A 21,661-nucleotide genomic window follows, 5' to 3' on the forward strand; every position below is an offset into this window, starting at 1 on the left:
ATTTTCCCGCTTTATCCACATTTTACTAATTACCTGACGCACGGCACGATGGACGCCATGAGCACCACCTCCCCCGCCGATCCCACCGACTCCGCCGCTCTCCCGGAGGGCCTGCGGCGCGGCGACGACGACTACCGGCGGGCTGTTCTGGCGATGCTCGCCGCGGGACTCGCCACCTTCAACGCGCTCTACTGCACGCAGGCGATGCTGCCCACGCTCACCACCGAGCTGGGGATCACCCCCACCCAGTCCGCGCTGACGGTGTCGGCGACGACCGGTGCTCTGGCGTTGGCGATCGTTCCCGCCTCGATCCTCTCCGAACGATTCGGCCGCGGTCGGGTCCTGGTCTCCTCGGTGATCGCGGCCGTGGCGCTCGGGGCCCTGCTCCCCTTCGCCCCGGGAATCTGGTGGCTGATAGCGGGCCGTGGGCTGCAGGGTGCACTCCTGGCGGGTGTTCCCGCGGTCGCCATGACCTGGCTGTCCGAGGAACTCCACCCCGAACATCTGCCCCGCGCGATGGGCATCTACGTCGCTGGGACGTCCCTCGGCGGGCTCATCGGCCGGATCGTGCCCGCCGGGGTCCTCGAGTTCGCGTCGTGGCGGTGGGCACTCGGTGCCGATGCACTGGTCGCAGCACTGTTCGTCCTCGTGATCCTGCGGACATTGCCTGCGCAGCGGAGATTCACCCGCAAGGAGCTCCACGTCCGCAGTGAGTTCGCGGCGATGGCCGGACACTGGCACAACCCCCGGCTGGCCGCCCTGTTCGTCACGGCCTTCCTGGTCATGGGCGTGTTCGTGTCCTTCTACAACTACCTCGGCTTCCGGATGATCGACCGCTTCGGTCTCTCCGAGGCACTCGTCGGTGCACTTTTCGTCCTGTACCTCTCGGGTACCTGGTCCTCCGCCCGGGCGGGCGCCTGGGCCTCCCGCTTCGGGCCCGGCAAGGTGCTCGTCGCGATGGTCCTCGTCGCACTGGCGGGCATCGGGATGGCGGTCTCCGGCAACCTGGCGGTCACCGTTCTCGGGACCCTGATGTTCACCGCGGCGTTCTTCGCGGTGCATTCCACCGCCTCCGGGTGGATCGGCCGACTCGCCACCGCCGACCGCGCCGAGGCATCGAGCATGTATTTGTTCTGCTACTATCTCGGGTCTTCGCTGGTGGGCTGGTTCTCCGGAACGATCCTGGTCCGCGCCGGGTGGTCGGGACTCATCGTCTGGCTGCTCGTGCTCCTGGCGGTGCAGCTGCTCATCGCCGTCGCCCTCACCTGGGACCGGATCCGCCGCCACGCGGCACGGAGGCGGGGTTAACCTGGCGGTATGCCCACACCACCCGCCGACACCCCGGAGGCACCGCCCGCCTGGTCCCGTCGCCAGTGGATGCTGCGCGCCAACGCTCCCGTCGCCTGCTGGCTGCTGCTCCTGATCGCCTCTGCTGTATCCGCCCGGGCCGGCGGGGTGGGCACCTGGATCCCGGTGCACGTCCTCGGGATCGGGGTGATCACGACCTCGATCATGGTGTGGTCCCAGTACTTCACGGCGCGGTTCACCGGGAACCGGCCCACCCGCGCGCACCAGGTCCGCCAGCTGTACCGGATCGGTGCCGTGACCGCGGGCACCGCGCTACTGCTCGCGGGCCAGCTCCCGGCGACCGCGTCCCACCGGCTGTCCCTGCTCGGCGCCGGAGCGGTCGGCGCCGGGGCCCTGCTCCACGGACTCTCCCTGGTCACGCAGTACCACACCGCGGAGCGGACCCGGCGGTTCCGGCCCATCGTCGCCGTGTACGTGCTCGCCACGGTCTGTCTGCTGGGCGGGATCACCGCGGGCACGCTCCTGATCGTCGGGGTTCCCGGCGCGTGGGTGCCGCGACTGTACACCGCCCATCTGCTGCTGAACCTCCCGGGCTTCGTCGGACTGGCCGCGTTCGGCTCCCTCACGCTCATGTTCCCCGCGGTCTGGCGGACCCGCGGGGGTGAAGATCGCACGGTAGCGGCCGCGATCGTGCTGGGCTGCGGCCTGGCGACCTCCGTGACCGGGGCGCTGGTCGGGGCCGCCCCGGTCCTGGGGGCGGGACTGGTGGTCTACGCCGTCGGGTGGGCGATCGCCGCCCTGCCGTGGCTGGGCAACGTCCGGGACGTTCTCGCGGATCCGCGGGACCGGCTGACGTTCGCCGCGTTCGCCGTCGTCGCCGCGCCGGTGTGGTTGATCGTCGGTGTGCTCACCGCCGCCGCCGACGCCCTGCGCGGGGGAGATGTCGCCGTCTCCCTGCCGGTACCGCCGCTGCTCGTGGGGTTCGGTGCGCAGCTGCTGATCGGGGTGCTGAGCTTCCTGGTCCCCTCCGTCATCGGCGGTGGGCCGGCCGCCGTCCGGCGGGGCATGGGCCTGCTGGACACCCTGGGACTGCTGCGGTCCACGCTGCTCAACGGTGCACTGGTGCTTCTCCAGCTCCCCCTCCCCCGGGACGCGGGGCCCGTTCCCGCCGTTTTCATCGCGTTGAGCCTCGGCGCTTTCCTCCCGCTCGCGGTCACCGCGGTGGTCGTGCAGCGGCACCGTCCACAGGAGTCGCACGAACCGGGTACCCAGGCGACCGCGACCGGCAGATACCGGCCGGCGTACGGACAGATCGTGGTGGGACTGATCGTCCTCGGCGCGCTCACCGGGCTGATTCTCACGGGCGCATTCAACCCATGAGGGGCGGGGTGCCCGGCGCACCGGCGGCCATCCAGGCCCGGACGACGGACGTAGCCCGGCAGTCGTCGCCGTTGTAGCTGAGCAGCCGTCTCCTGGCTTCGGCCACCGCGGCGGGATCGGCGTCGGTGTGCCCCGCGGCTATCCGGTACATGTCCACGCTCGCCTCGCCGTCCAGCTCCGTCTCCGCCCAGGTGAATCCGGCCTGGGGTGCCACCGTCTTCAGCCCGAGTCCACGGGGCCCGATGAGCTGGGCACGGACCGCGGCGAACACGTCGATCCACTCCTCCGAGGAGATGAACGCGGTGACCTCCGCCTCGGAGGGTACGCGGTGCCCCGCCGCGCTCACGTGGCCGGCGAACCGGCGGGCGCTGCTGGTCAGCCAGTGGTTCTCCCCGTGTCTGGCGTAGCAGAACGCGGCGAAACTGCGGCCCCGGGAGTGGGCGTCGTCGCGCACGGAGTCCAGCCAGGCCCAGAATTCAGCGAAGGTGTCGGCCTCCGCGGTGGTTCCCAGGCCACCCCAGGTGACGAAGGAACGGTAGTCGCGTCCGTCGAACGCACCCCAGAGGTAGGCGCCCTGGTCGAGATAGGCCTCCACGTCGATGTCGATCTCCACATCGAACCGGGGGGCGGTGACCCGTTCCACGCGGCGCAGCACCGGGATCCGGGCCCGCCACGCCGCCGCGAGCGCGGAGGCTTCCCCGAGATCCGCGTCGATCAGCTCACCCACGGTGTCGATCCCACGCAGCCGGTACCGCTCCGCGCGATCCCCGGGGAACAGCAGCGAGATGTCGTCCGCCGCGGTGAGTCTCGGACCACAGTCGAACCAGAAACGGCACTCGCCGCATTCCTTCAGCCGCCGTGGCCGATCGGGCAGGGACGCGGCGAGTGCGGTCGACAACGCCGCCTGGTAGTGGCCGGTGTCGACCAGGAACGCCAGCTCCCGGTCCTGCCCGATCGCCGCCCCGCGGCCGCTGTCGAGGCCGAATTCCGCCAGTGCCCGGGCTGCGAGTCCCAGCCGGTAGCCGTCGACCGCGTGGTGCCGGAGCCGGTAGGCGCCGGTGGACGGGGCACCGAGTCCCAGCCGTGCGGTGGCGATGAGCGGCTGCTTCCCACCTTCCGCCGGGCGGGCGATGCGGTGGTTGGACACGATCACCGGGAGATAGCGCCCGTCACCGTCACGGACGAGCACGTCCGGCGTGGCCCGCCAGCGGCGTCCGTCGGAGATTCCGGTGAACGCCGCCCCGGTGATGATCGTGGTCTGCGCGGCGAGGGCCTCCAGCGTCTCGAGCTCGGCGTCCTCGCCGTCGCCGTCGATGTGTACCCGACTGAACCGTTGCGGATCCCACGGTTCCGGTGCGTCGGGCAGTAGCGCGAGAACACGGTTCCTCCCCGCCTCCGCGCGCTCGATACGGCGGACCGCGGCCTCGGTCGGCGACTGCTCCGCGAACCGGTGACGCTGCACCGCCCGGTACCGGCAGCCGACGAGGTCCGACGGTTGCAATTCGATGTCCAGCTCCACAATGACAGTCAGCTTAACCCCACCTGCGGGTAGGCTTGAAACGAAACGACCGCGACAACATCAACGGGAGACCAGACAGACACCATGGGCATTTTCGAGGCGATCCGCAAGAACCGGGCCAGAACCAAGGCGGAGATCAAGGCCGCGCAGGCCCGCGCAAAGTCTGAGGTCAAGCAGACCGCCAAACTCAACCACCGGCGCTCCAAGATCCTCGCCAAGCAGGAGAAGGAACTGCTGAAAGCGGAGAAGAAGGGGCTGAAGGCCAAGCGGCGTCACGAGAAGAAGATGGCGCAGAACCAGCTGGCGCAGATCCGGCAGGGGCGGTTCAACACGCAGAGTGTGCGCCGTTATGCCGCCGCCGCCCGGATGGTCGTTCCGCTGGCTCTCCCTCTGGTCTACCGGGGTCTCACCCTCGTCCGGGAGCAGCTCGAGAAGCAGCAGGCGCGTCGCAACGGCGTCACCACGGAGCAGCTGGCCCGGTACTCCGGACACGGCGCGCCGTTGAAGGCCCGTATCGACGGCATCCGGGAGAACCTCGAGTCCGCCCCCGTCGCCTCGGGTTTCCGGATCGACGCCAAGGACCGGCTGGACGAACTCGCCAGTGCGGTGGACAACGCCGAATACCTGGCTCCCCAGCAGCGACGCCGCAGCCACAGCACCGTCGCGCGGGAGCTCGACAATCTCGCCGCACAGATCCAGGATCGCCTGCAGAGCCGGAGCTGATCCCGGCCCCCGGGCTGTCGTCCGACCCCTCCTCCCGCGGGGCGGCGGCAGCCTTTTCGTCTGCCGGGAAACACGACGAACGTCGCGTACGACCGAGCCCCGGTGGGCGGGGTCACTGTTCCACCACTGAGACCGATCCATTTGCAGCCACGATTCAAATTCAATCCACGGCTTTCATCATGAAACCCTCAGTATCTCTCAGAAACAACTGGTCAACAATTAATTCGGAACAGCGATAGTTCTCACACCAGACAGGAATCAATAATCCACAGCTGCACCGGGCACATTGTGAAAAGTACCGAAATCGTATAACCTTCATTTAAAGCGGCGAGTAAGGGTGTATATCCGCATATATCTTCGTGTATCGGCCTTCCTCAGCGAAACCGGAAATCTCCGGTCGAATCGGAAGTCGACAAGGCGAACGAAACAGATGTACACCCATCCACTCCACCTACTCGGGCACCGGAACGTGCCCGGACAGAACACGATCAGCTCTCCGTGTACCCATCACGGGTCACGACCATGAATATGAAGGAGTCAACGGTATGGCACGACGGGAAATCACCCAGTACTTCGACGATCTGACCAAGACCCCCCTCTCCGAGGAAGAGCTGCACGTCGTGCACTTCTCCCTCGACGGGACGGACTACTCCGTGGACCTGAACGAGGAGCACGCCAACGAGCTCCGCGAGTCCCTGCAGCGCTACATCGAGGTCGGACGCAAGCGCACCGGCGGCAGCAGCCGCCAGCGTCGCCGCTCCAGCGGCGGATCCCGGAACCGTACCAAGGAGATCCGCCAGTGGGCCCGGGAGAACGGTTACGAGGTCGCCGACCGCGGCAAGATCCCGGACAACATCGTCGAGGCCTTCAACGCCGCCAACTGAGGCATTGCACGGCAGTTCCGCCCCGGTTGTTCGCCGGGCGACGGTAAAAGAAACGGTTGACACCGGTTACACCGGGTCAACCGTTTCTCCTTTTTCCGGAAACCACCGAATGAACACTGCGGCTCGCGGTTATTCCCAGAAGTTCTTCACCATTTATCCAGTTATTCCCCAGTTGTCGCAGTCCGACCACCGGACATGAGCCCGATTTGCTACAGCACTCCCTGTTCCCGTGCCGCGGCAACCGCGGAAGTACGGGAACGGACACCGAGTTTGTCGTAGATGTGCACGAGGTGCGACTTCACGGTTGCTTCGGAAAGGAAAAGGACTTTCCCGATCTCCCGGTTCGAGGAACCCGCGGCGACCAGTTTGAGAACCTCGAGTTCCCGCGGGGTGAGTGACGTACGGGGGGTACGGACGCGGGTCATCAGACGATTCGCCACCACAGGCGACAGCGCGGAGTCACCCTCAGCCGCGGAACGCACCGCAGCCAGCAGTTCAGACGGCGGCGCGTCCTTCAACAGATATCCCACGGCGCCGGCCTCTATCGCGCCCATGATCTCCGCGTCGGTGTCGTAGTTGGTCACCACCAGAACATTCGGCGGGTTCTTCATCGTCCGCTTGATCTCGGCGGTCGCGTCCGCGCCGGTGGACACGAGTGTGCCCTCCGCTCCGGCCCCGAAGCGCAGGTCCATGAGGATGACGTCGAGGCCGCCGGCCTGAGCGGCCGCGATCGCACCCTCCGCGGTCGCCACCTCACCGACGACCTCGATGTCATCGGCCTCCTCCAGCACGGCACGCAGACCCAGCCGGACAATCTCATGGTCATCAGCGAGCAAGACTCTGATCATCGTCTACTAACGTCTCTTCCCTTGTGTCTATCACGGTATGTTCGCGGTTTTCTCGCACGGATCCGGGGTTGTCCACCGGTCGCGCCGCACTACCGGCCGGTCTCCTCCGGGTGCGTACCGGGATCCTCGACCTGCGTGAGCGCCGTGGCACGTCGCGCCGGACCGTGTGTGTCATCGTCCACCGGAATCGCGATGGATACCGCGGTTCCCTGTCCCGGCGCAGATTCAACAGTCAGCGTACCGTGTTGCTCCGCGGCACGTTGTCGCATGGCGTCCAGGCCGATGTGCCCCAGTCCCCGGGGTCGTTCCCCGATCGTCGCCGGATCGAAGCCGCATCCGTCATCGACGACATCCAGCCGGACCTCATCCTCGTCGTAGGTGAGCGTGACGTGGCACCGGCCCGCGTCGGCGTGTTTCGCGACGTTGCCCATCGCACCCTGCGCGATGCGCAGCAGCGACGCCTCCGTCCGCATCGGGAGCTGGCGTTCATCCCCCTCCACGGCGATCGTCACCTCTGTGCCGACTATCCCGTTGGCCACCCGGTGCAGGGCACCCTCGAGCGATGTCCGAGACAGTGCCGCCGGCTGCAGCGCGGCGATCATCGCCCGGGCCTCCCCTAGGTTGTCCGCCGCGGTGGTTCGTGCCTGGTCGATGCGCTTCAGGATGGTCTCGGCCTCATCATCACCGATCCCGGTCTTCTTCAGTTCCTGCTCCGCGACGTAGAGCAGCATCTGGATACTGGAGAGCCCCTGGGCGAGGGTGTCGTGGATCTCGTGGGCGATGCGCTGCCGCTCCGCGGCGATACCCGCCGCCCGCTCGGTGTCCGCGAGCTGGGAACGGGTCTCCAGCAGCTCCGCGATGAGCTCCTCCCGTTCGGCGGAGACCTTCCACAGCGTCTTGAACGCGTAGTCGATGCCGATGGAGACCAACGCGGCCACGGCCGGCCCGAGGATCGCGCCCGCCGTGAGGTGCGGCCACTGCGAGAACACCGAGACCGCCGTCGCCCCGATGACCGCGATCACGCCCCGGACGTCGTCCAGGACCTGGAGGTAGAGGAAGTACAGCGGGAACACGAGATAGATCGCGGTCGGCTGCATCGGTATGAGCAGCACCCACAGCAGCGTCAGCGCCAGCAACCAGATCTGGCTCTTCCCGCCCGACATGGTGTCCCGGAACCGCGAACCGAGGATGTAGATCCCGGAGAAGGCGGCGCACAGGGCCAGGGTCATGAGCAGCTGCAGGGGCCCGGACTTCACCGCGGCGAACGCCACGACGACCAGCAGCACACCGGTGAGGATGTGGATACCCTGCCGGATGCTCTTCTCCCCGGGAGCACCCGAGGTGCGGTCGGCGGCTTCGGTCCCTACGCTAAGTCCCATGCGCCGTACCTTACTTGCACTGTCCAGTCTGCTGCCTCTCCTCGCCGTGGCAGGCTGCGGCTCCGTGGCCGAGAACCCGGCCCCGGCGCCCGCGGCCTCCGCACCCGGGCAGGCCCCCACGGGCGACGCACCGTCCGGGGTTCCGGCCGCGCCAGCCCGCGACTCCGGGCTCCCGGTCGATGCGATGCCGGTGATCCCGGGTGGCCGCGAATCCCGGACGGACTGCCCCTACCTCGACACTCAGTGGGTCGCGGACACGAACGGCCAGCGCGTGACCGGCGTCGGCGTCGATGAACGCTTCGACACCCCGGCCTGCGTCTACTGGTCCTATCCCGAGGAGCCGCAGCTGACCGTCATCGTCCGGCACATGGACTCCGTCGACTCGGCCACCGCCGTGGTCGACTGGGCGGCACCGATCGCCTCCACCGACCCCGCGGAGGAGCCCGAGGGCTGGTCGGGTGGTCGGTTCGGTGGCAACGGGCACGCCCTGTACGCGGTGCAGAAGGACCGTACCGCGGTGGTGGTGTTCTCCAATCAGGAGCAGTCGATCAAACCGCAGCTCGTCGCGGAGCGGGTGATCGGACAACTCGGACTGGGTTAGACCGACACATCGTTGTAGGGCATCAGGGTGGACACCCAGGGATAGACGACCTCCATCAGCAGGAGGAACACCGCCACGAGGAGAAGCAGCGCCACCAGGATCTTCACCGGCCGGGGGCCGGGAATGTGCCGCCAGATGAATCCGTACATGTCAGTTCTCCTCCAGCTCTACCGGACGGTAGCCGTCCTGCTTGGGGTCGGTACGCACGAGCATCGCGTGCACGATCATCCGCTGCGCGTTGGAGAACCGCGGATGACAGGTCGTCATCGTCATCAGTCCCTCCATGTGCGGATCGGCGACCATGTCGGGCCGGCCCGGGATCGGGTCTATCACCGACACATCTCCGGGAACCGTGATGAGCCTGCCCTCGACGCCCGCGTAGTCCCCCGTGACCACGCGTTCGACCTGCCCCGGGGTGAGACATGCGCTCGCCGCCGCGCGCCGCTGTTCCCCGGTTGCGCCGTCGACGGGGAGGATGCGGTAGATGTCCCACGAATCACGGGTTTCGACGACGACCGAGTCGCAGGTGCGGAGGTTCCCGAGGTCGTTGAATGGCGCGCCCTTGCCGACGCGGTGGCCGGCCACGGCGAAGTTGCCCGGCTGGCCCGGCATCTGGGTGTCGGTGTAGCGGCCCGGGCCGGCGAGAAGATCAGCGTCCTCGGTGCCCTCGACGATCGCGAAGTGGAAGTCGGGGCCGAAGGAGGGGACGTACATGCGGGCGAACGCCTCGCCCAGTGCCAGCTCCCGGCGGACCCGGGGATTCTCCCGGGGACCATCATCCTGCGCCCCGGCCCACCGTTGCTCGAGATTCGACGCGACGCGGTCCTGTTCGCGGCTCGCCTCGAGGTTCGTCCAGTAGGACTCGTAGAACGCGAACAGGAGGAGCAGCACCCCGGCCGTCAGCAGCAGTTCACCGAGAAACTCCATGATGCTGAAACCGCGGGATGAGGTCGACGACTGCGGTGACGGATCAGGCGCACGGTGACTCATGGTCAACCATCTTAGCGCCGGTGCTCCCCCGTCCGGTGGTCACTCCGTTCCCGTGCCGTGCTTGGGTTACGATCATGGACGGCCCTCCTGCCTGTCCGGGCAGGCTCCCCAGACAGTACGAGGAAATGACCACCCGCCATGCTCGATATCCTGATCTACCCGGTCTCCGGTGTGATGAAGCTCTGGCACATCGCGCTCCACTCCTGGATCGGGCTGGATGACTCCCTCGCCTGGCTTCTCTCGCTGTTCGGCCTGATCGTCACGGTCCGGCTCATCATCCTCCCCTTCGCGTGGGCGCAGTACAGATCCACCCGGATCCTCGTCAACCTGAGACCCAAGCTGCATTCGCTGGAAGAGGAGTACGGTCTCCGGACCGACGCGGAAGCCAACTCGGAACTCAGCGAGAAGCGCAGGGAGCTCTACAAGGAGCACCGCTACTCACCCGTCGGCGGATGCGTGCCGGCGCTGATCCAGCTGCCCGTGTTCATCGGGCTCTACCAGGTGCTGCTCCGGATGGCGCGCCCGACCGACGGACTCGACGCGGCCCGGCACCAGCCCATCGGGTTCCTCACGCCGACCGACATCGAGACTTTCCTCCACGGCCGGATCAACGGGGTGCCCATGCCGGCGTACCCGGCGATGTCCACTGATCAGCTCACGGCACTGGACACCAACCGGGACACGGTTTTCAACTTCGTTCTGCCGTTCCTGATCGCGGCCGCGGTATTCATGACGATCAACATGCTGGTGTCGATCTACCGCACCCAGATCACCCTCGACCATCAGAGCACTGTGGCCCGCCGGATCCAGCAGTTCATGATCGCGCTCGCCGTGATCGTCCCGATCTTCCCGCTGGCATTCGGGCTCAAGGGCCCGGTGCCCGCGGCCATCGCGCTCTACTGGTTCGCCGGAAATCTGTGGACGATGTGTCAGACCATCATCCTCAATCTCATCCTTGACCGGAAGCACCCGCTCACCGAGGAATTCACCAAGTTCAGGGAGGAGTCGAAACGACAGGTCCGTGCCCGTCTCCGCAGGGCCCGCGCCGCCCGCTGGGGGATCCGCCGACGTCGACTGCTCATGCTGGTCCTGCCCCACCGGATCCGGCGACTCCACCGCAAGAATGTCGAGGTCCGCAGAGAGATGAAGGCCGAGGCCGAAGCGCTGAAAGCGCCGAAGAGAGAGGCCAGGAAGAAGCGGCGTGAAGCCGCCCGGGAACGGGACCGGGAGAAGCAGCGCAGGAAAACGGAGGAAAAGAAGGCCGACAAAAAGAAACCGCCCGCCGGCGGAGAACCGGATGGGCGCGCCGACGGGAACTCCCCCGGGGACGCGTCTCCGGATGCCGACCCCGGTGTGGCCGACGCGCCGGCCGCTGACGCGGGGACTCCGGCCGACGCCCCAGCCCGGAGCGCGGGGGACACCGGTGACGAGGAGCCTCCGTCCCGCCGGTCCGATCAGATGGAGTAGTCCGCGGGCGGAACCATGAGGAGCTGCTTGGCCAGATCCCTCGCGGTCTGCAGCGGTTCGACGCTGCGATTCAGCCGGGCGCCGGCGAGACCTCCGTCGAGGAAGATCAGCAGCTGGTTGGCCTGGGTCGTACCGGGGTAACCGTTGAGCTGGGTCAGCAGGTCCACCATCGTCTGCAGTGTCCACCGGCGGTGTTCCTGCACGGCCGACACTATGCCCCGCTCGCTCTCGGTCTCGGGACGCGGGTACTCGTTGGCGGCATTCTGGAAGTGCGAGCCGCGGAAATCCTGGCCGGGTTCCTCATCGATCGCCTGGTCGAAGAAGGCGAGGATCTTGTCCACCGGATCCGTCATCTCCGCGGTCCGCCGTGCCCAGTCCGCACGTGACTTCTCGTCCAGGTCCTGCAGATAGGCGATCACGAGAGCATCCTTCGACCCGAACAGCGAATACAGGGACGCCTTCGCGACATCAGCCTCACGCAGGATGCGGTCGATCCCGATCACCCGGATCCCCTCCGTGGTGAACAGGTTGGTCGCACTCGCCAGCAGCCGCTCCCGGGGACTCGGCCGGTTGCGGCGACGACCGGTCCGTCCCTTTGAAGTAGACCGACCGGTTGGTTTATCGGGCTTGGTTGTCGCGGCTGCGATGACGCCCACATCCTTCCTGCGCTCGTCAGCGGTGTCCGGCCCCCGCCCCGCTGCACAGCCGCAGGCGGCGGGATCCGGCGCATGTCGGACCCCGGGTCAGACCCGTCATCACAACAATACCCCGGCCACAATCAGCCGGGGTACGGGCCCGCACAAAAGTGGCCGACACCCGGTTTCACGGGTGTCGGCCACTTCTCGGACGTCAGCAGACTGGAGGGCTACTTGCGGATCGCCTGGACGATCGAAAGCAGGATCACCGCACCAACGAGGCAGGTGAGGAAACTGAAGATCCAGCCGCCACCGCTCACCCCGAGGAGGGTGAGCAGCCAGCCGCCGATAAGACCGCCGACGACACCGACGACGATGTTGAGGAACAGACCCTGCTGAGCATCGGTTCCCTTGATCTTGGAAGCGACCCAGCCTGCGAGTCCGCCGATGATGATCCAGCCGAGGAAGGTAAGTCCGGGCATTGTGATCTCCTTGGTTTGAGTTTTTGTGGTCTGCGGATCCGGCCGGTGACATCGATCCGGTGACCGCATCAGGCCCGGACGCTGCACCGGTAAAAGAACCGCAATGGTGAACACCAATCAACATATGTGTCCATCGTCCCCGGGTAAACCTGGAGCAGACGTTGGCACCAAAGTGTGTTGCTACTGCAACCCCAGCGTTACCTGCCCCCGGGGGCTTCAGGAAAAGTGAAGCCCGACGGCGTCGACGGGGGTATCCCGCCAGCGCCGTTACGGAACAGCTAGTCCTCGGACTGCCCGCGGACCACCATCATGGGACAGGGGGCCGACTGGAGGAGTGCCCGGGACGTCGAACCGAGCAGCATCCCCTTGAACCCTCCCCGGCCGTGGGAACCCACGACCAGGAGCTGTGCCCCCTGCGCGGCATCCGACAGCGCACGGACCGGACGGTCCCGCGTGACCAGTTTCCTGACCGTCACATCGGGATACTCCGCCGTGAAACCGGCGAGCCGCTCCGCGAGAAGAACCTCCTGCTCCTTCTCGATCGTCGCCCACTGCTCCTGCGTCGCGGACAGTCCGGCGAGGGAGGCCTGCACCTGCATGTCCATCCACGTGTGCACGGCGATGAGTTCCGCACCCCGCGCCGAGGCCTCGGCGAACGCGTACTCGACGGCCTTCTGGGATGTACCGGACCCGTCGACACCCACGACCACCGGGCCGTACCGGGTGTCGTCCCGGACCCCGGAGTCCTCGCGGACGACGACGACGGGGCAGCTGGCGTGGCTCACCACAGCCGCCGACACCGAGCCCATGACCATGCCGCTCAGACCCCCGAGACCACGGGAGCCCATCACGATCATCGTCACCGAGGGCGACATCTCCAGCAGCATGTCGATCGGGCTGCCCTCCGCCACCACGTGGCCGATCTTCAGGGAGGGGGCGAGGTCATGGGCGATGGCACGCGCCTCGTCGACCTTCTCCATCGTCTCCGCCTGAAGTTCATCGAAGATGGACTGCGGCGGGACCATGCCCTCGGCGTAGAGGAACTGGGGCATGGTGTAGCTCGCCGCGAGGCGCAGGGGAACACCGCGCTTGTCCGCGGTGTTCGCGGCCCACCGTACCGCCACCTTCGACGCCTCTGAACCATCCACCGCAACAACGACGATGTCCTCGCGCCGCGTGTTCCTGTCATTGGTGTGCTGGGTCATCCCGATCACGACCTTTCCCGCCGGACCACATCCGGCCTCTGTCCGGTGCCCGTATCGTGCACCATTTCCACCCCCCAGCCTACCCGCGCGCCACCTCCGGGGGAGGAGGATGAAATGCCCGTCACACGCTCCCGCCGTTCCGTCTGGCCCACTCCTCACCGACGATCTCCAGGGAGCGGAGGCGGATCATCGGATCATGCGCGTAGGTCACCGTGACGATCTCGTCGAGTTCCAGTGCGGCGGCCCAGTCGCTGAGCTGATCCACGACCTCGACGGCTGTCCCGCACGCGGTCACACGGAGCGAATGGTCGACGCGGGACCGCAGGATCGGGTGCAGCTCCGCGGTGTCCCCGGGCGCGACGAGCGCTCCCCTCCGGCCGGTGAGGACCCCGGCGAACGAGTGCCGCAGGGTGAGCAGCTGGCGCCGGGCCTCCGCCGTCGTGTCGGCCGCCATGACATTCACCGCGGCACTGACCCACGGTTCCGGCACCTGGGAGGTGGGGGCGTCCGGGTTGAAGTTCCCCCGGTAGACGGCGAGCGCCTCGTGCAGTTGATCGGGCGCGAAGTGGCTGGCGAAGGAGAAGGGAAGTCCCAGTTCAGCAGCGGCACGGGCGCCACCCGTCGATGATCCCAGGACGAACAGCCGGACTCCGGCACCACGACCGATGACGGCGGTCTCCCCCGGAGCTCCCGTGGCCGGCCCGAGATAGCCGTGGAGTTCGGTCACGTCCCGGGTGAAATCCACGAGATCCGCGGAGCCCCGGCGCAACCGCTCCGCGGTACGTGGGTCGGTGCCGGGCGCACGACCGAGTCCGCAGTCGATCCGTCCCGGGTACATGACCGCCAGGGTGCCCAGATCCTCGGCGATCTTCAGCGGTGCATGGTTGGGCAGCATGATCCCCCCGGAGCCCACCCGGATCGTGTCCGTCGCCGCCGCGACGGTCCCCAGGAGAACAGTTGTCGCGGAACAGGCGAGGGCGGGAGAATTGTGGTGCTCGGCCAACCAGTAGCGGCGGTAGCCGTGTCTTTCGGCGACCCTCGCGGCGGAGCACGCGGCCCGGATCGCCTCTGCCGGACCGGATCCCTCGGACACGGGGACGAGATCCAGAACGGAGAGAGCCGGCGATCGGTGGCGCATCCGGGCGGCCGATGCCTACGCGGCGTCCGCGGTCTCGGGGAGACGGGCCGCGTCGGCGTTGGCCGGGTAGAGGAAGTTGTAGACGGCCCGCAGCACGTCGCCGATGATTCTGCCGATTCCGTGGCTGAAGAAATCAGCCACCTGAGCCATGAGAGTATTAATGTCCATGGGCCAAAGGATAGTACAGCGCCGCCGCCGACAGGCACCTCTACCGATCCGCGACGGCCTCAACCCGTCCCGTGCGCGACTGCCCGACGATGCGACGCCCCTGACGGCCCTCGAGTTCATCACGGAGCTCATCACCACCCAGACCCACCGGGCAACCGGGGATGACGCAGACGCCGTCCGCGCGCGTTTCGACGCCGGCGAGGTTGTTGATCCACAGGGCAGGCGACTTCCCCCGGACAGGGTGCTGTGCCCCGGCCAGGACGTCTGGTTCTACCGCACCCCCGCCCCCGAGACCCGCGTCCCCGGGGAGTGCCGGATCATCCACCACGACGAGCACCTTCTCGTCGTCGACAAGCCGCACTTCCTCGCGACGATGCCGCGCGGGCGCCACATCACCGAGACCGCGGTGGTCCGGCTCCGTCGGTCCACCGGAAACCCCGACCTCACCCCGGCGCACCGCCTCGACCGGCTCACGGCCGGAGTTCTCGTTCTCACGTGCGACCCGGCCGTGCGCGGCGCCTACCAGCAACTGTTCTCGTCCCGGGGAGTCCGCAAGACCTACCGGGCCACAGCCGCCCACCTCCCCGAACTGGCAGATGCCGTCGCCCGTGGCCCGGTCACGTGGGAGCACCGGATGAACAAGACCAGGGGCCGGCTGCAGGCGTACCTCGAGGGCGGGGAGCCGAACGCCCGAACGGTCCTGAGCTCGGTGAGACCCGTGTCCGACGCCGAACAGATGACCCTCGAATCCGTCCACGGGCCGCTCCCCAGACAGGCCCATTACACCCTCCACCCGGAAACCGGGCGCACCCACCAACTCCGGTTGCACATGCTCACGGCGGGTGCACCGATCCTCGGGGACCCGCTCTACCCGGAAGTTCTCCCCGAGGCCGCGGAAGATTTCCGCGTCCCCATGCACCTCACGGCGACCATCCTCGAATTCACCGATCCGATCAACGGACAACCGCGCACATTCAGGGCCGTAACCGACTGAGTGCCCTTCCACGACACTCCACCGATGGACCGGAACCGGGGAAGCCCCTAGGGGTTTTCCCTGTACCCTTCCGCAACGGCAAAGTCTAGGCTTGGAGTGAGGTCTCCGGACAAAAGAAAAGCCCAGCATATCAGCGCCTTGTGCGTGAGAATCACCAAGGAGAGAATGTGAGCACTTCCACCGCCACCTCACCCGCGGAACAGGCCCCGAGCGGCATACCGGCAGCCCGGGCGGAGAATCTGGTCAAGCGATACGGTTCCGGGGACACCGTCGTCAACGCACTCGACGGTGTCTCAGTCACCCTCGAACGGGGTGAATTCACCGCGATCATGGGTCCCTCCGGCTCCGGGAAATCAACCCTGATGCACTGCATGGCCGGACTCGACGGTGTGACGGAGGGCGCCACATTCATCGGCGACACGAATCTCGCGAACCTCCCCGACCGCCGGATCACCGCGCTCCGGCGGGACCGGCTCGGCTTCGTGTTCCAGTCCTTCAATCTCGTGCCCACCCTCACCGCGGCAGAGAACATCACCCTCCCCGTCGACATCGCCGGCGGTACCGTCGACAGCGCGTGGTTCGACGAGGTGACCAGGCGGCTCGGCCTGACGGAACGGCTCGATCACCGCCCGACCGAGCTGTCCGGCGGCCAGCAGCAGCGCGTCGCCGTCGCCCGCGCCCTGATCGGACGGCCCGAGATCATCTTCGGCGACGAACCCACCGGGAATCTCGACTCGAACTCCTCGTCCGAGGTCATGGACATTCTCCGGGCGGCGGTCGACGATCTCGACCAGACCGTGGTCATCGTCACCCATGACGCGAAGGCCGCGAGCTACGCCGACCGGGTGATCTTCCTCGCCGACGGGAGGATCGTCAACGAAATCGAGAATCCCACCGCGGAGAGCATCCTCACCGTGATGGCCGACATCGAGAAGCTGTGAGCCGACGATGAGCACATCCACCCACACCGGTCTGCGCAAACCCATGCGGACGATCTCCCTCCGGACGATCGCCGCCCACAAACTCCGACTCGCACTGACGATCCTCGCCGTCGTCCTCGGGACGGCGTTCATCGCCGGCTCGTCGATGTTCACCACGTCGCTGTCCAACAGCTTCGCCAAGATCATCTCGACCCAGTACGACGACGTCGACGTCGTGATCTCCAGCGAACGGGGCGTCGGCCGCCAGATCAGCGTCGACGACGTCAAAAAGCTCCGTGAACGCGACGACTTCACGAGCGTCGATCTCATGGTCGAACCCGCGCCGATCATCCTGGCGGGGACCGACGGCAAAGCGGTCCAGACGGGCGGGGCTCCCTCCGTCGCACTCTCCTTCGATCCCGACGCCGAGGCCACGGACACCGTCACGCTGCTCGACGGCGACTGGCCCACGGACACCGACACGGTGGCCGTCAACGCCAGCGCCGCGGAACGCGGCGACATCAGCGTCGGCGACAGTGTAACGGTGGTCACACCCTCCGACCAGTTCGAGGTCACCGTCGTCGGTACCTTCGACTTCCCGACGGCCACCGGCGGATGGATCGGTGTCCTCATGCCGGAGGAGCAGTTCCTGCCGATCTACGCCCCGGACGGCAAGGTTAATTCGGCCTCCGTTGTTCTCGCCGACGGCACCGACACCAATGCGGTGGTCGAGGAGCTCCGCTCCGAGTATCCGGACTACACCATCGATGACGCCCAGGTCCTCGTCGAACGACAGACGGAGGAACTGAAGAAGGCGCTCAGCTTCATCAACTACTTCCTCTGGGCCTTCGCCGCTATCGCACTCCTCGTCGGTACGTTCATCATCTCGAACACCTTCGCCATGATCGTCGCGGAGCGGACCCGCGAGTTCGCGCTGCTCCGCAGCATCGGTGCCTCGCGGTCCCAGATCACCCGCTCGGTCATCGGGGAGGCCGTTGTCGTCGGCCTCATCGGCTCTGCGCTGGGTATCGTCCTCGGTGTCGGTCTGTCCAAGGGTCTGTTCTTCGCGCTGGAGAAGAAGGGAATCGGTCTACCGGACAGCGGCCTGTCCCTGACCCCCACGACCCTCATCGTGCCGCTGGTGGTAGGTGCCATCGTCACCGTTCTCAGCGCCTGGGCCCCGGCCCGCCGCGCCGGATCGATCCACCCGGTCGAGGCGATGCGCAGTGGCGACAGTTCCTCACAGAACTCCCTGCGTGTCCGCACCGTCACCGGCGGCCTGATCGTGGCAGCCGGCACGGCGGCCTGCCTGTTCGGCGCGTTCACCACGAGCATCGAGGAGATCAAGCACCGGCTGATCTTCGTCGGGGTCGGAGCACTGGCCGTCATCATCGGTGTGTGGCTCATCGGCCCGGCACTGTCCATCCCGGTGGTGGGCGGTCTCGGCCGTGTGATCGGCGCCCCCTTCGGTGCGGTCGGTAAACTCGCCTCGACGAACTCCCGCCGCAGTCCGAGACGGACCTCGGCGACCGCTTTCGCACTGACCCTCGGTCTGATGACGGTGAGCTCGATCGGCATGCTGGGCGCGACGATGCGGCACAGCATCGAGAACATCATCGACGACGTGGTCGTCTCCGACTATCTGGTCACGGGGCAGAACACATCCACATTCAAGATCCCCTACTCCGTGGAGGACAGGATCACGGGCCTCGACGAGGTCGGTGCGGCGCACAGCGTGTTCCTCGCACCCCTCCTGGTCAACGGCGTCCCGATGTCCAAGTCCTTCGGCGGTCCGCCACAGACCTCCGTGGCCGATCTCAACCTCGACGCCGGCGAAGGCATGAAGGTGACCATCAGCTCGGGTTCCGGCAACCTTCACGATGAGAAGGGCGTGATCCTCTACGACGAGATCGCGAAGAATCTCGAACTCGGCGTCGGCGACAGCGTCACCCTGTCGACGATCGACGGCTCCGGCAGTCTCGACGTCCCGGTCCTCGGTACCTACGAGGAGATGCAGGCCGGTGGGCCCGGCATCGTCAGTACCGCGGCGGCGAGGGAACTCGTCCCGACAGAGCAGATGAGCCTCGAGATGATCCTCGTCGACGCTGCCGAGGGTGTAGACAGCCAGGAGCTGGGCCGGGCTCTGGAGGATGCGATGGCGGAGTACCTCGTCGTCCAGGTCATGTCGAAGGAGGAGTACGCCGGCGCCCAGGCGAATCAGGTCGACCAGATGCTCGGCATCCTCTACGGACTCCTCGGTCTCGCGGTGATCATCGCGGTCCTCGGGATCATCAACACCCTCGCACTGTCGGTCACCGAGCGTCGGCGTGAGATCGGCATGCTCCGGGCACTCGGCACCCAGCGAAGCCAGATCCGCACGATGATCTACCTCGAATCCGTGGTGATCGCGCTGTTCGGCGCGATTCTCGGTGCCGCGGTCGGTCTCGGCCTCGGGTGGTGCTTCACCCGCACCATCGGTGAGGACGCCCTCGAGACCATCATCATTCCGTGGGGCCAGCTGGGTGTGATGCTCGTGGGTTCCGCTGTCGTCGGAGTGATCGCGGCCGTCTGGCCGGGACACCGCGCGGCGAAGACGAAACCACTGGACGCCATCAGCGATCGCTGACCGGTCCAGAGCTCCGATGGGAACGGATCACCGGAGATGGAATCCGGCGGTCCGTTCCCTCTCGTACTCCTGGTGCCCCGGCACATCTGATCCTCCGGGACGGTGACACCCCCGCAATTAATCCGGCTCATCCGGTACGGGAGGCAATCCGGGAAGAAGAGTTGCCACGGGTCCCGGGGACCCGCCGATCTGCTCGTGCCCTCCGTCGGTCGAACGAGCGATGGAGGTGGTCTGCCTCCGACCAGCGGAGTCGCCCACCTGTCGACCAGAGGAGAGGGTCGTCGGCCGAACCTACGGGAGGCTCAGCCAGTCACCGGCCAATCGGGACAGAGTGTCGGGGACGCTGTTGAACCTGCGCATCCGGTGTCGGTGACTACCGTAAATGTGCTCGGGGGGAGACGGTTGTCCCCGCCCCACTCATCAGAATGATGAGGTGATGTCCGGGTTACTCGATGGCACCGGGCTGGACGACGTGGTTTTCGGAGGTTCCTGCTTCCACTGGCGCAGCGGCACCGCTCCCGATGGCGGTTGGTCGGATTCGGGACTCAAAAGTGGCCGCTCCATGGTGCTTGTGTAGCTTTTATAGCTCACAGAAGTAACATGAAGATACGTTTACTGCACCCAGAGTGCAGTAAACGTATCTTCATCCCCACGTTTGCTGCTATGTCTACCGCATGCGCTTTTCCGAGGTTCAACCCATACTTGCCGCCTACTCCTACCTGCAGCATGGTCTGGTCTCTGCACAGGCCGCGAAAGAGGGGATCGACACCACGACGCTGACCCGTCTGGCGCAGCGGGATTTTCTGCGTCGCATCCGTCGGGGGGTCTATATCCTGTCCAGTGTCGCGGAGGATCCGCTCACTGAAATTCGGGCTGCGTGGTTGTCGACACGTCCAGCCGTACTGGCCGATGAACGTGTGAACTAGGGCAACCCGATCGTTGTTTCCCACGCCTCTGCGGTGAGCATGCTGGAATTGGGGGATATCACCCCTGCGTCGCATACGTTCACCTCGTCGAAACGCAAGCAATCCTCGGCCGCAGACATCACCCTCCGCACCGCCGACCTGACCGATACGGAATGGATCGTTGTTGCGTGCATCCCCGTGACGACTGTCGCCCGAACGATCCGCGACATGGCCAAAGATCATCTCGACGGGGACCAGCTACATCACATCATCGCTGACGCGATCCACGATCATCGTCTCAACCCGTCTACGCTGGCCCGGGTATTGGAACCGTACGCCCTTCACTATGGCTGTGATTCGGGAGATGATCTGGTTTCGGAGTCACTGCGTCGTTACCCTGAGCATGAGAGCGTGACAGAGTCGATGGAATACACCCTGAAATCAGTGAATTTTCGATGGGCGATAATTCAGCGATCGCCGCAGCGCTGGCTTCACTGGCGCAACAGGCTGGCGGGCTCCGGCTGGAGGCGGCGAAGGCACCGGGACCAGTGTCGCCACAGTTCCAGGATGCTCTGGCGAGAACAGGGGATTTGAAGAGCATTTTAGACAGCACTGTACTCGCACAGCAGATGGCCACCATCGTTGAACTCGGCCAGCGCTACCGCCCGCCTACACAATGAAGTACGCAAATCCGCCGATGGGCTGGCTGGAGCGGATACACGACACCGGAGACTCTCCGGGGAAGGGTACCTCCGGCCTGAATCGGGGGACCATCGAAACGTGCGATGACGCAGCAGACAGCGACAACTATCCCCGTCGTGTCCGGGATGAGGACATGAAATGAGTTCCACGAGCCCTACCGAACCCGTTCGCAGGCGAACCCAGCTTATGGCGAACCTACGTAATGAAGCTCGCAGGCAATCAGTGACCGCCGAGAATGTCCAGCACCAGTTCGCCTTCGACATGTTCCTGTCCAGACTGTTCTCCCATGGCTACTGTCCGTGGGTTCTCAAGGGAGGAACGAGCCTTCTGCCGCCCATAGGTTCGGGCCGTCGCAGCCGTGACATCGATCTCGCCAGGCGGACGCAGACAGATCCTGGGAAAGCCTTGAAAGAGTTGCGGGTATTGGTCGATATAAACAGTCGTGGCTGGTCTAGGACGACTTCCGTTCTACCCGCCGGCAAAGCCACCGGCTTCTGACTTCGGGCCCCCAAACAACCGCGGATACAGATCTTGGACACCATCGGGGCCCGAGACAATAGGACACGCCCTCGGGAAATCGGCGAAACCGGAGCTTCCAGCGCATGTCCGTGCGAACGGCCCGCGGTTGGCGCCCCTCCACACTGTCGCACCCCGAAAACTCTGAATCACGAAAAAGCACCGGCCCGGGTCGACGTTCCTGTCGATCCGGGCCGGTGCCTGTTATGTGAAGTTGTAGTGTCGGCGGTGTCCTACTCTCCCACACGCTCCCGCATGCAGTACCATCGGC

Annotated in this window: 22 protein-coding genes; 12 read left to right on the plus strand and 10 right to left on the minus strand. The window is 66.2% G+C overall.

Annotated features, from left to right (window positions below):
• Positions 1 to 57: 57 nt before the first annotated feature.
• Complete coding sequence (locus tag KRX55_RS11440) at positions 58 to 1,308, plus strand: MFS transporter (protein ID WP_255567803.1); 1,251 nt, start codon at positions 58 to 60, stop codon at positions 1,306 to 1,308.
• Between the two features lie 9 nt (positions 1,309 to 1,317).
• Positions 1,318 to 2,688 (plus strand): hypothetical protein, encoded by a 1,371-nt coding sequence (locus KRX55_RS11445; protein WP_218407857.1) that lies wholly within the window; start codon positions 1,318 to 1,320, stop codon positions 2,686 to 2,688.
• Here KRX55_RS11445 and KRX55_RS11450 read toward each other — a convergent pair.
• Positions 2,678 to 4,207: a TM0106 family RecB-like putative nuclease gene (locus tag KRX55_RS11450; protein WP_218407858.1), complete on the minus strand. Its 1,530-nt coding sequence runs from the start codon at positions 4,205 to 4,207 to the stop codon at positions 2,678 to 2,680. The two genes, KRX55_RS11445 and KRX55_RS11450, sit on opposite strands and share 11 nt — an antisense overlap.
• 84 nt (positions 4,208 to 4,291) lie before the next feature.
• Here KRX55_RS11450 and KRX55_RS11455 point away from each other — a divergent pair, with 84 nt between their 5' ends.
• Positions 4,292 to 4,930, plus strand: coding sequence for a DUF6474 family protein (locus KRX55_RS11455; protein WP_218407859.1), 639 nt, complete (start codon positions 4,292 to 4,294; stop codon positions 4,928 to 4,930).
• Positions 4,931 to 5,475: 545 nt separating this feature from the next.
• A complete protein-coding gene (locus KRX55_RS11460) occupies positions 5,476 to 5,814 on the plus strand; it encodes a histone-like nucleoid-structuring protein Lsr2 (protein ID WP_218407860.1) in 339 nt (112 codons plus the stop codon).
• 209 nt (positions 5,815 to 6,023) lie between these two features.
• On the opposite strand, the gene KRX55_RS11465 is transcribed toward KRX55_RS11460, so the two are convergent.
• Both KRX55_RS11465 and KRX55_RS11470 read right to left on the minus strand, forming a co-directional pair.
• Positions 6,024 to 6,662 (minus strand): LuxR C-terminal-related transcriptional regulator, encoded by a 639-nt coding sequence (locus KRX55_RS11465; RefSeq protein WP_198736633.1) that lies wholly within the window; start codon positions 6,660 to 6,662, stop codon positions 6,024 to 6,026.
• Between the two features lie 89 nt (positions 6,663 to 6,751).
• Positions 6,752 to 8,041: a sensor histidine kinase gene (locus KRX55_RS11470; RefSeq protein ID WP_218407861.1), complete on the minus strand. Its 1,290-nt coding sequence runs from the start codon at positions 8,039 to 8,041 to the stop codon at positions 6,752 to 6,754.
• Between KRX55_RS11470 and KRX55_RS11475 the strand changes: the two genes are divergently transcribed.
• Positions 8,040 to 8,642 (plus strand): DUF2020 domain-containing protein, encoded by a 603-nt coding sequence (locus KRX55_RS11475; RefSeq protein WP_218407862.1) that lies wholly within the window; start codon positions 8,040 to 8,042, stop codon positions 8,640 to 8,642. The two genes, KRX55_RS11470 and KRX55_RS11475, sit on opposite strands and share 2 nt — an antisense overlap.
• Here the strand turns inward: KRX55_RS11475 and KRX55_RS11480 are convergent.
• Together KRX55_RS11480 and KRX55_RS11485 are read right to left on the minus strand one after the other, a co-directional pair.
• Entirely contained in the window at positions 8,639 to 8,791 is a 153-nt protein-coding gene (locus KRX55_RS11480; RefSeq protein WP_198739140.1) for a hypothetical protein, read from the minus strand. The two genes, KRX55_RS11475 and KRX55_RS11480, sit on opposite strands and share 4 nt — an antisense overlap.
• A gap of 1 nt (position 8,792) precedes the next feature.
• A complete protein-coding gene (locus tag KRX55_RS11485) occupies positions 8,793 to 9,632 on the minus strand; it encodes a class E sortase (RefSeq protein ID WP_218407863.1) in 840 nt (279 codons plus the stop codon).
• A 138-nt stretch (positions 9,633 to 9,770) separates the two neighbouring features.
• Here KRX55_RS11485 and yidC point away from each other — a divergent pair, with 138 nt between their 5' ends.
• Positions 9,771 to 11,099: a membrane protein insertase YidC gene (gene yidC / locus KRX55_RS11490; protein WP_218407864.1), complete on the plus strand. Its 1,329-nt coding sequence runs from the start codon at positions 9,771 to 9,773 to the stop codon at positions 11,097 to 11,099.
• Here yidC and KRX55_RS11495 read toward each other — a convergent pair.
• The 5 genes from KRX55_RS11495 to KRX55_RS11515 form a co-directional block, all read right to left on the minus strand.
• Entirely contained in the window at positions 11,087 to 11,647 is a 561-nt protein-coding gene (locus KRX55_RS11495) for a TetR/AcrR family transcriptional regulator (protein WP_255567817.1), read from the minus strand. The two genes, yidC and KRX55_RS11495, sit on opposite strands and share 13 nt — an antisense overlap.
• A gap of 317 nt (positions 11,648 to 11,964) precedes the next feature.
• Positions 11,965 to 12,216 carry a GlsB/YeaQ/YmgE family stress response membrane protein gene (locus tag KRX55_RS11500; RefSeq protein WP_218407865.1) on the minus strand — a complete coding sequence of 84 codons (252 nt, stop codon included), beginning with the start codon at positions 12,214 to 12,216 and terminating at the stop codon, positions 11,965 to 11,967.
• A gap of 278 nt (positions 12,217 to 12,494) precedes the next feature.
• A complete protein-coding gene (locus tag KRX55_RS11505) occupies positions 12,495 to 13,421 on the minus strand; it encodes a universal stress protein (protein ID WP_218407866.1) in 927 nt (308 codons plus the stop codon).
• 121 nt (positions 13,422 to 13,542) lie between these two features.
• Positions 13,543 to 14,559 (minus strand): LLM class flavin-dependent oxidoreductase, encoded by a 1,017-nt coding sequence (locus KRX55_RS11510; RefSeq protein WP_218407867.1) that lies wholly within the window; start codon positions 14,557 to 14,559, stop codon positions 13,543 to 13,545.
• 15 nt (positions 14,560 to 14,574) lie between these two features.
• Positions 14,575 to 14,727: a hypothetical protein gene (locus tag KRX55_RS11515; protein ID WP_200256159.1), complete on the minus strand. Its 153-nt coding sequence runs from the start codon at positions 14,725 to 14,727 to the stop codon at positions 14,575 to 14,577.
• Between KRX55_RS11515 and KRX55_RS11520 the strand changes: the two genes are divergently transcribed.
• The 6 genes from KRX55_RS11520 to KRX55_RS12125 all read left to right on the plus strand — a co-directional run bounded on the left by KRX55_RS11520 (position 14,726) and on the right by KRX55_RS12125 (position 21,372).
• Positions 14,726 to 15,721 (plus strand): pseudouridine synthase, encoded by a 996-nt coding sequence (locus KRX55_RS11520; RefSeq protein ID WP_255567804.1) that lies wholly within the window; start codon positions 14,726 to 14,728, stop codon positions 15,719 to 15,721. The two genes, KRX55_RS11515 and KRX55_RS11520, sit on opposite strands and share 2 nt — an antisense overlap.
• 167 nt (positions 15,722 to 15,888) lie before the next feature.
• Positions 15,889 to 16,662 carry an ABC transporter ATP-binding protein gene (locus KRX55_RS11525; RefSeq protein ID WP_370625846.1) on the plus strand — a complete coding sequence of 258 codons (774 nt, stop codon included), beginning with the start codon at positions 15,889 to 15,891 and terminating at the stop codon, positions 16,660 to 16,662.
• 7 nt (positions 16,663 to 16,669) lie between these two features.
• On the plus strand, positions 16,670 to 19,267 hold the full coding sequence (locus tag KRX55_RS11530; protein ID WP_218407870.1) for an ABC transporter permease: 2,598 nt from the start codon (positions 16,670 to 16,672) through the stop codon (positions 19,265 to 19,267).
• 674 nt (positions 19,268 to 19,941) lie between these two features.
• Entirely contained in the window at positions 19,942 to 20,193 is a 252-nt protein-coding gene (locus KRX55_RS11535) for a type IV toxin-antitoxin system AbiEi family antitoxin domain-containing protein (protein WP_218407871.1), read from the plus strand.
• A gap of 33 nt (positions 20,194 to 20,226) precedes the next feature.
• Positions 20,227 to 20,766 carry a hypothetical protein gene (locus KRX55_RS11540; protein WP_218407872.1) on the plus strand — a complete coding sequence of 180 codons (540 nt, stop codon included), beginning with the start codon at positions 20,227 to 20,229 and terminating at the stop codon, positions 20,764 to 20,766.
• Between the two features lie 369 nt (positions 20,767 to 21,135).
• A complete protein-coding gene (locus KRX55_RS12125) occupies positions 21,136 to 21,372 on the plus strand; it encodes a nucleotidyl transferase AbiEii/AbiGii toxin family protein (RefSeq protein ID WP_370625848.1) in 237 nt (78 codons plus the stop codon).
• Positions 21,373 to 21,661 lie beyond the last annotated feature (289 nt).

It is taken from the genome of Corynebacterium sp. TAE3-ERU16 (assembly GCF_019209935.1).
Taxonomy (GTDB): domain Bacteria; phylum Actinomycetota; class Actinomycetes; order Mycobacteriales; family Mycobacteriaceae; genus Corynebacterium; species Corynebacterium antarcticum.

Excerpts from the sequence above, each read along its gene's own strand:
- KRX55_RS11460 (WP_218407860.1), top strand. The coding sequence starts at position 5,476 with ATGGCACGACGGGAAATCACCCAGTACTTCGACGATCTGACCAAGACC.
- KRX55_RS11510 (WP_218407867.1), bottom strand. The coding sequence starts at position 14,559 with ATGCGCCACCGATCGCCGGCTCTCTCCGTTCTGGATCTCGTCCCCGTG.
- KRX55_RS11440 (WP_255567803.1), top strand. The coding sequence starts at position 58 with ATGAGCACCACCTCCCCCGCCGATCCCACCGACTCCGCCGCTCTCCCG.
- KRX55_RS11515 (WP_200256159.1), bottom strand. The coding sequence starts at position 14,727 with ATGGACATTAATACTCTCATGGCTCAGGTGGCTGATTTCTTCAGCCAC.
- KRX55_RS11485 (WP_218407863.1), bottom strand. The coding sequence starts at position 9,632 with ATGAGTCACCGTGCGCCTGATCCGTCACCGCAGTCGTCGACCTCATCC.
- KRX55_RS11520 (WP_255567804.1), top strand. The coding sequence starts at position 14,726 with ATGGGCCAAAGGATAGTACAGCGCCGCCGCCGACAGGCACCTCTACCG.
- KRX55_RS11500 (WP_218407865.1), bottom strand. The coding sequence starts at position 12,216 with ATGCCCGGACTTACCTTCCTCGGCTGGATCATCATCGGCGGACTCGCA.
- KRX55_RS12125 (WP_370625848.1), top strand. The coding sequence starts at position 21,136 with ATGTTCCTGTCCAGACTGTTCTCCCATGGCTACTGTCCGTGGGTTCTC.
- KRX55_RS11455 (WP_218407859.1), top strand. The coding sequence starts at position 4,292 with ATGGGCATTTTCGAGGCGATCCGCAAGAACCGGGCCAGAACCAAGGCG.
- KRX55_RS11530 (WP_218407870.1), top strand. The coding sequence starts at position 16,670 with ATGAGCACATCCACCCACACCGGTCTGCGCAAACCCATGCGGACGATC.
- KRX55_RS11445 (WP_218407857.1), top strand. The coding sequence starts at position 1,318 with ATGCCCACACCACCCGCCGACACCCCGGAGGCACCGCCCGCCTGGTCC.
- KRX55_RS11505 (WP_218407866.1), bottom strand. The coding sequence starts at position 13,421 with ATGACCCAGCACACCAATGACAGGAACACGCGGCGCGAGGACATCGTC.
- yidC (WP_218407864.1), top strand. The coding sequence starts at position 9,771 with ATGCTCGATATCCTGATCTACCCGGTCTCCGGTGTGATGAAGCTCTGG.
- KRX55_RS11480 (WP_198739140.1), bottom strand. The coding sequence starts at position 8,791 with ATGTACGGATTCATCTGGCGGCACATTCCCGGCCCCCGGCCGGTGAAG.
- KRX55_RS11535 (WP_218407871.1), top strand. The coding sequence starts at position 19,942 with ATGCGCTTTTCCGAGGTTCAACCCATACTTGCCGCCTACTCCTACCTG.
- KRX55_RS11465 (WP_198736633.1), bottom strand. The coding sequence starts at position 6,662 with ATGATCAGAGTCTTGCTCGCTGATGACCATGAGATTGTCCGGCTGGGT.
- KRX55_RS11470 (WP_218407861.1), bottom strand. The coding sequence starts at position 8,041 with ATGGGACTTAGCGTAGGGACCGAAGCCGCCGACCGCACCTCGGGTGCT.
- KRX55_RS11475 (WP_218407862.1), top strand. The coding sequence starts at position 8,040 with ATGCGCCGTACCTTACTTGCACTGTCCAGTCTGCTGCCTCTCCTCGCC.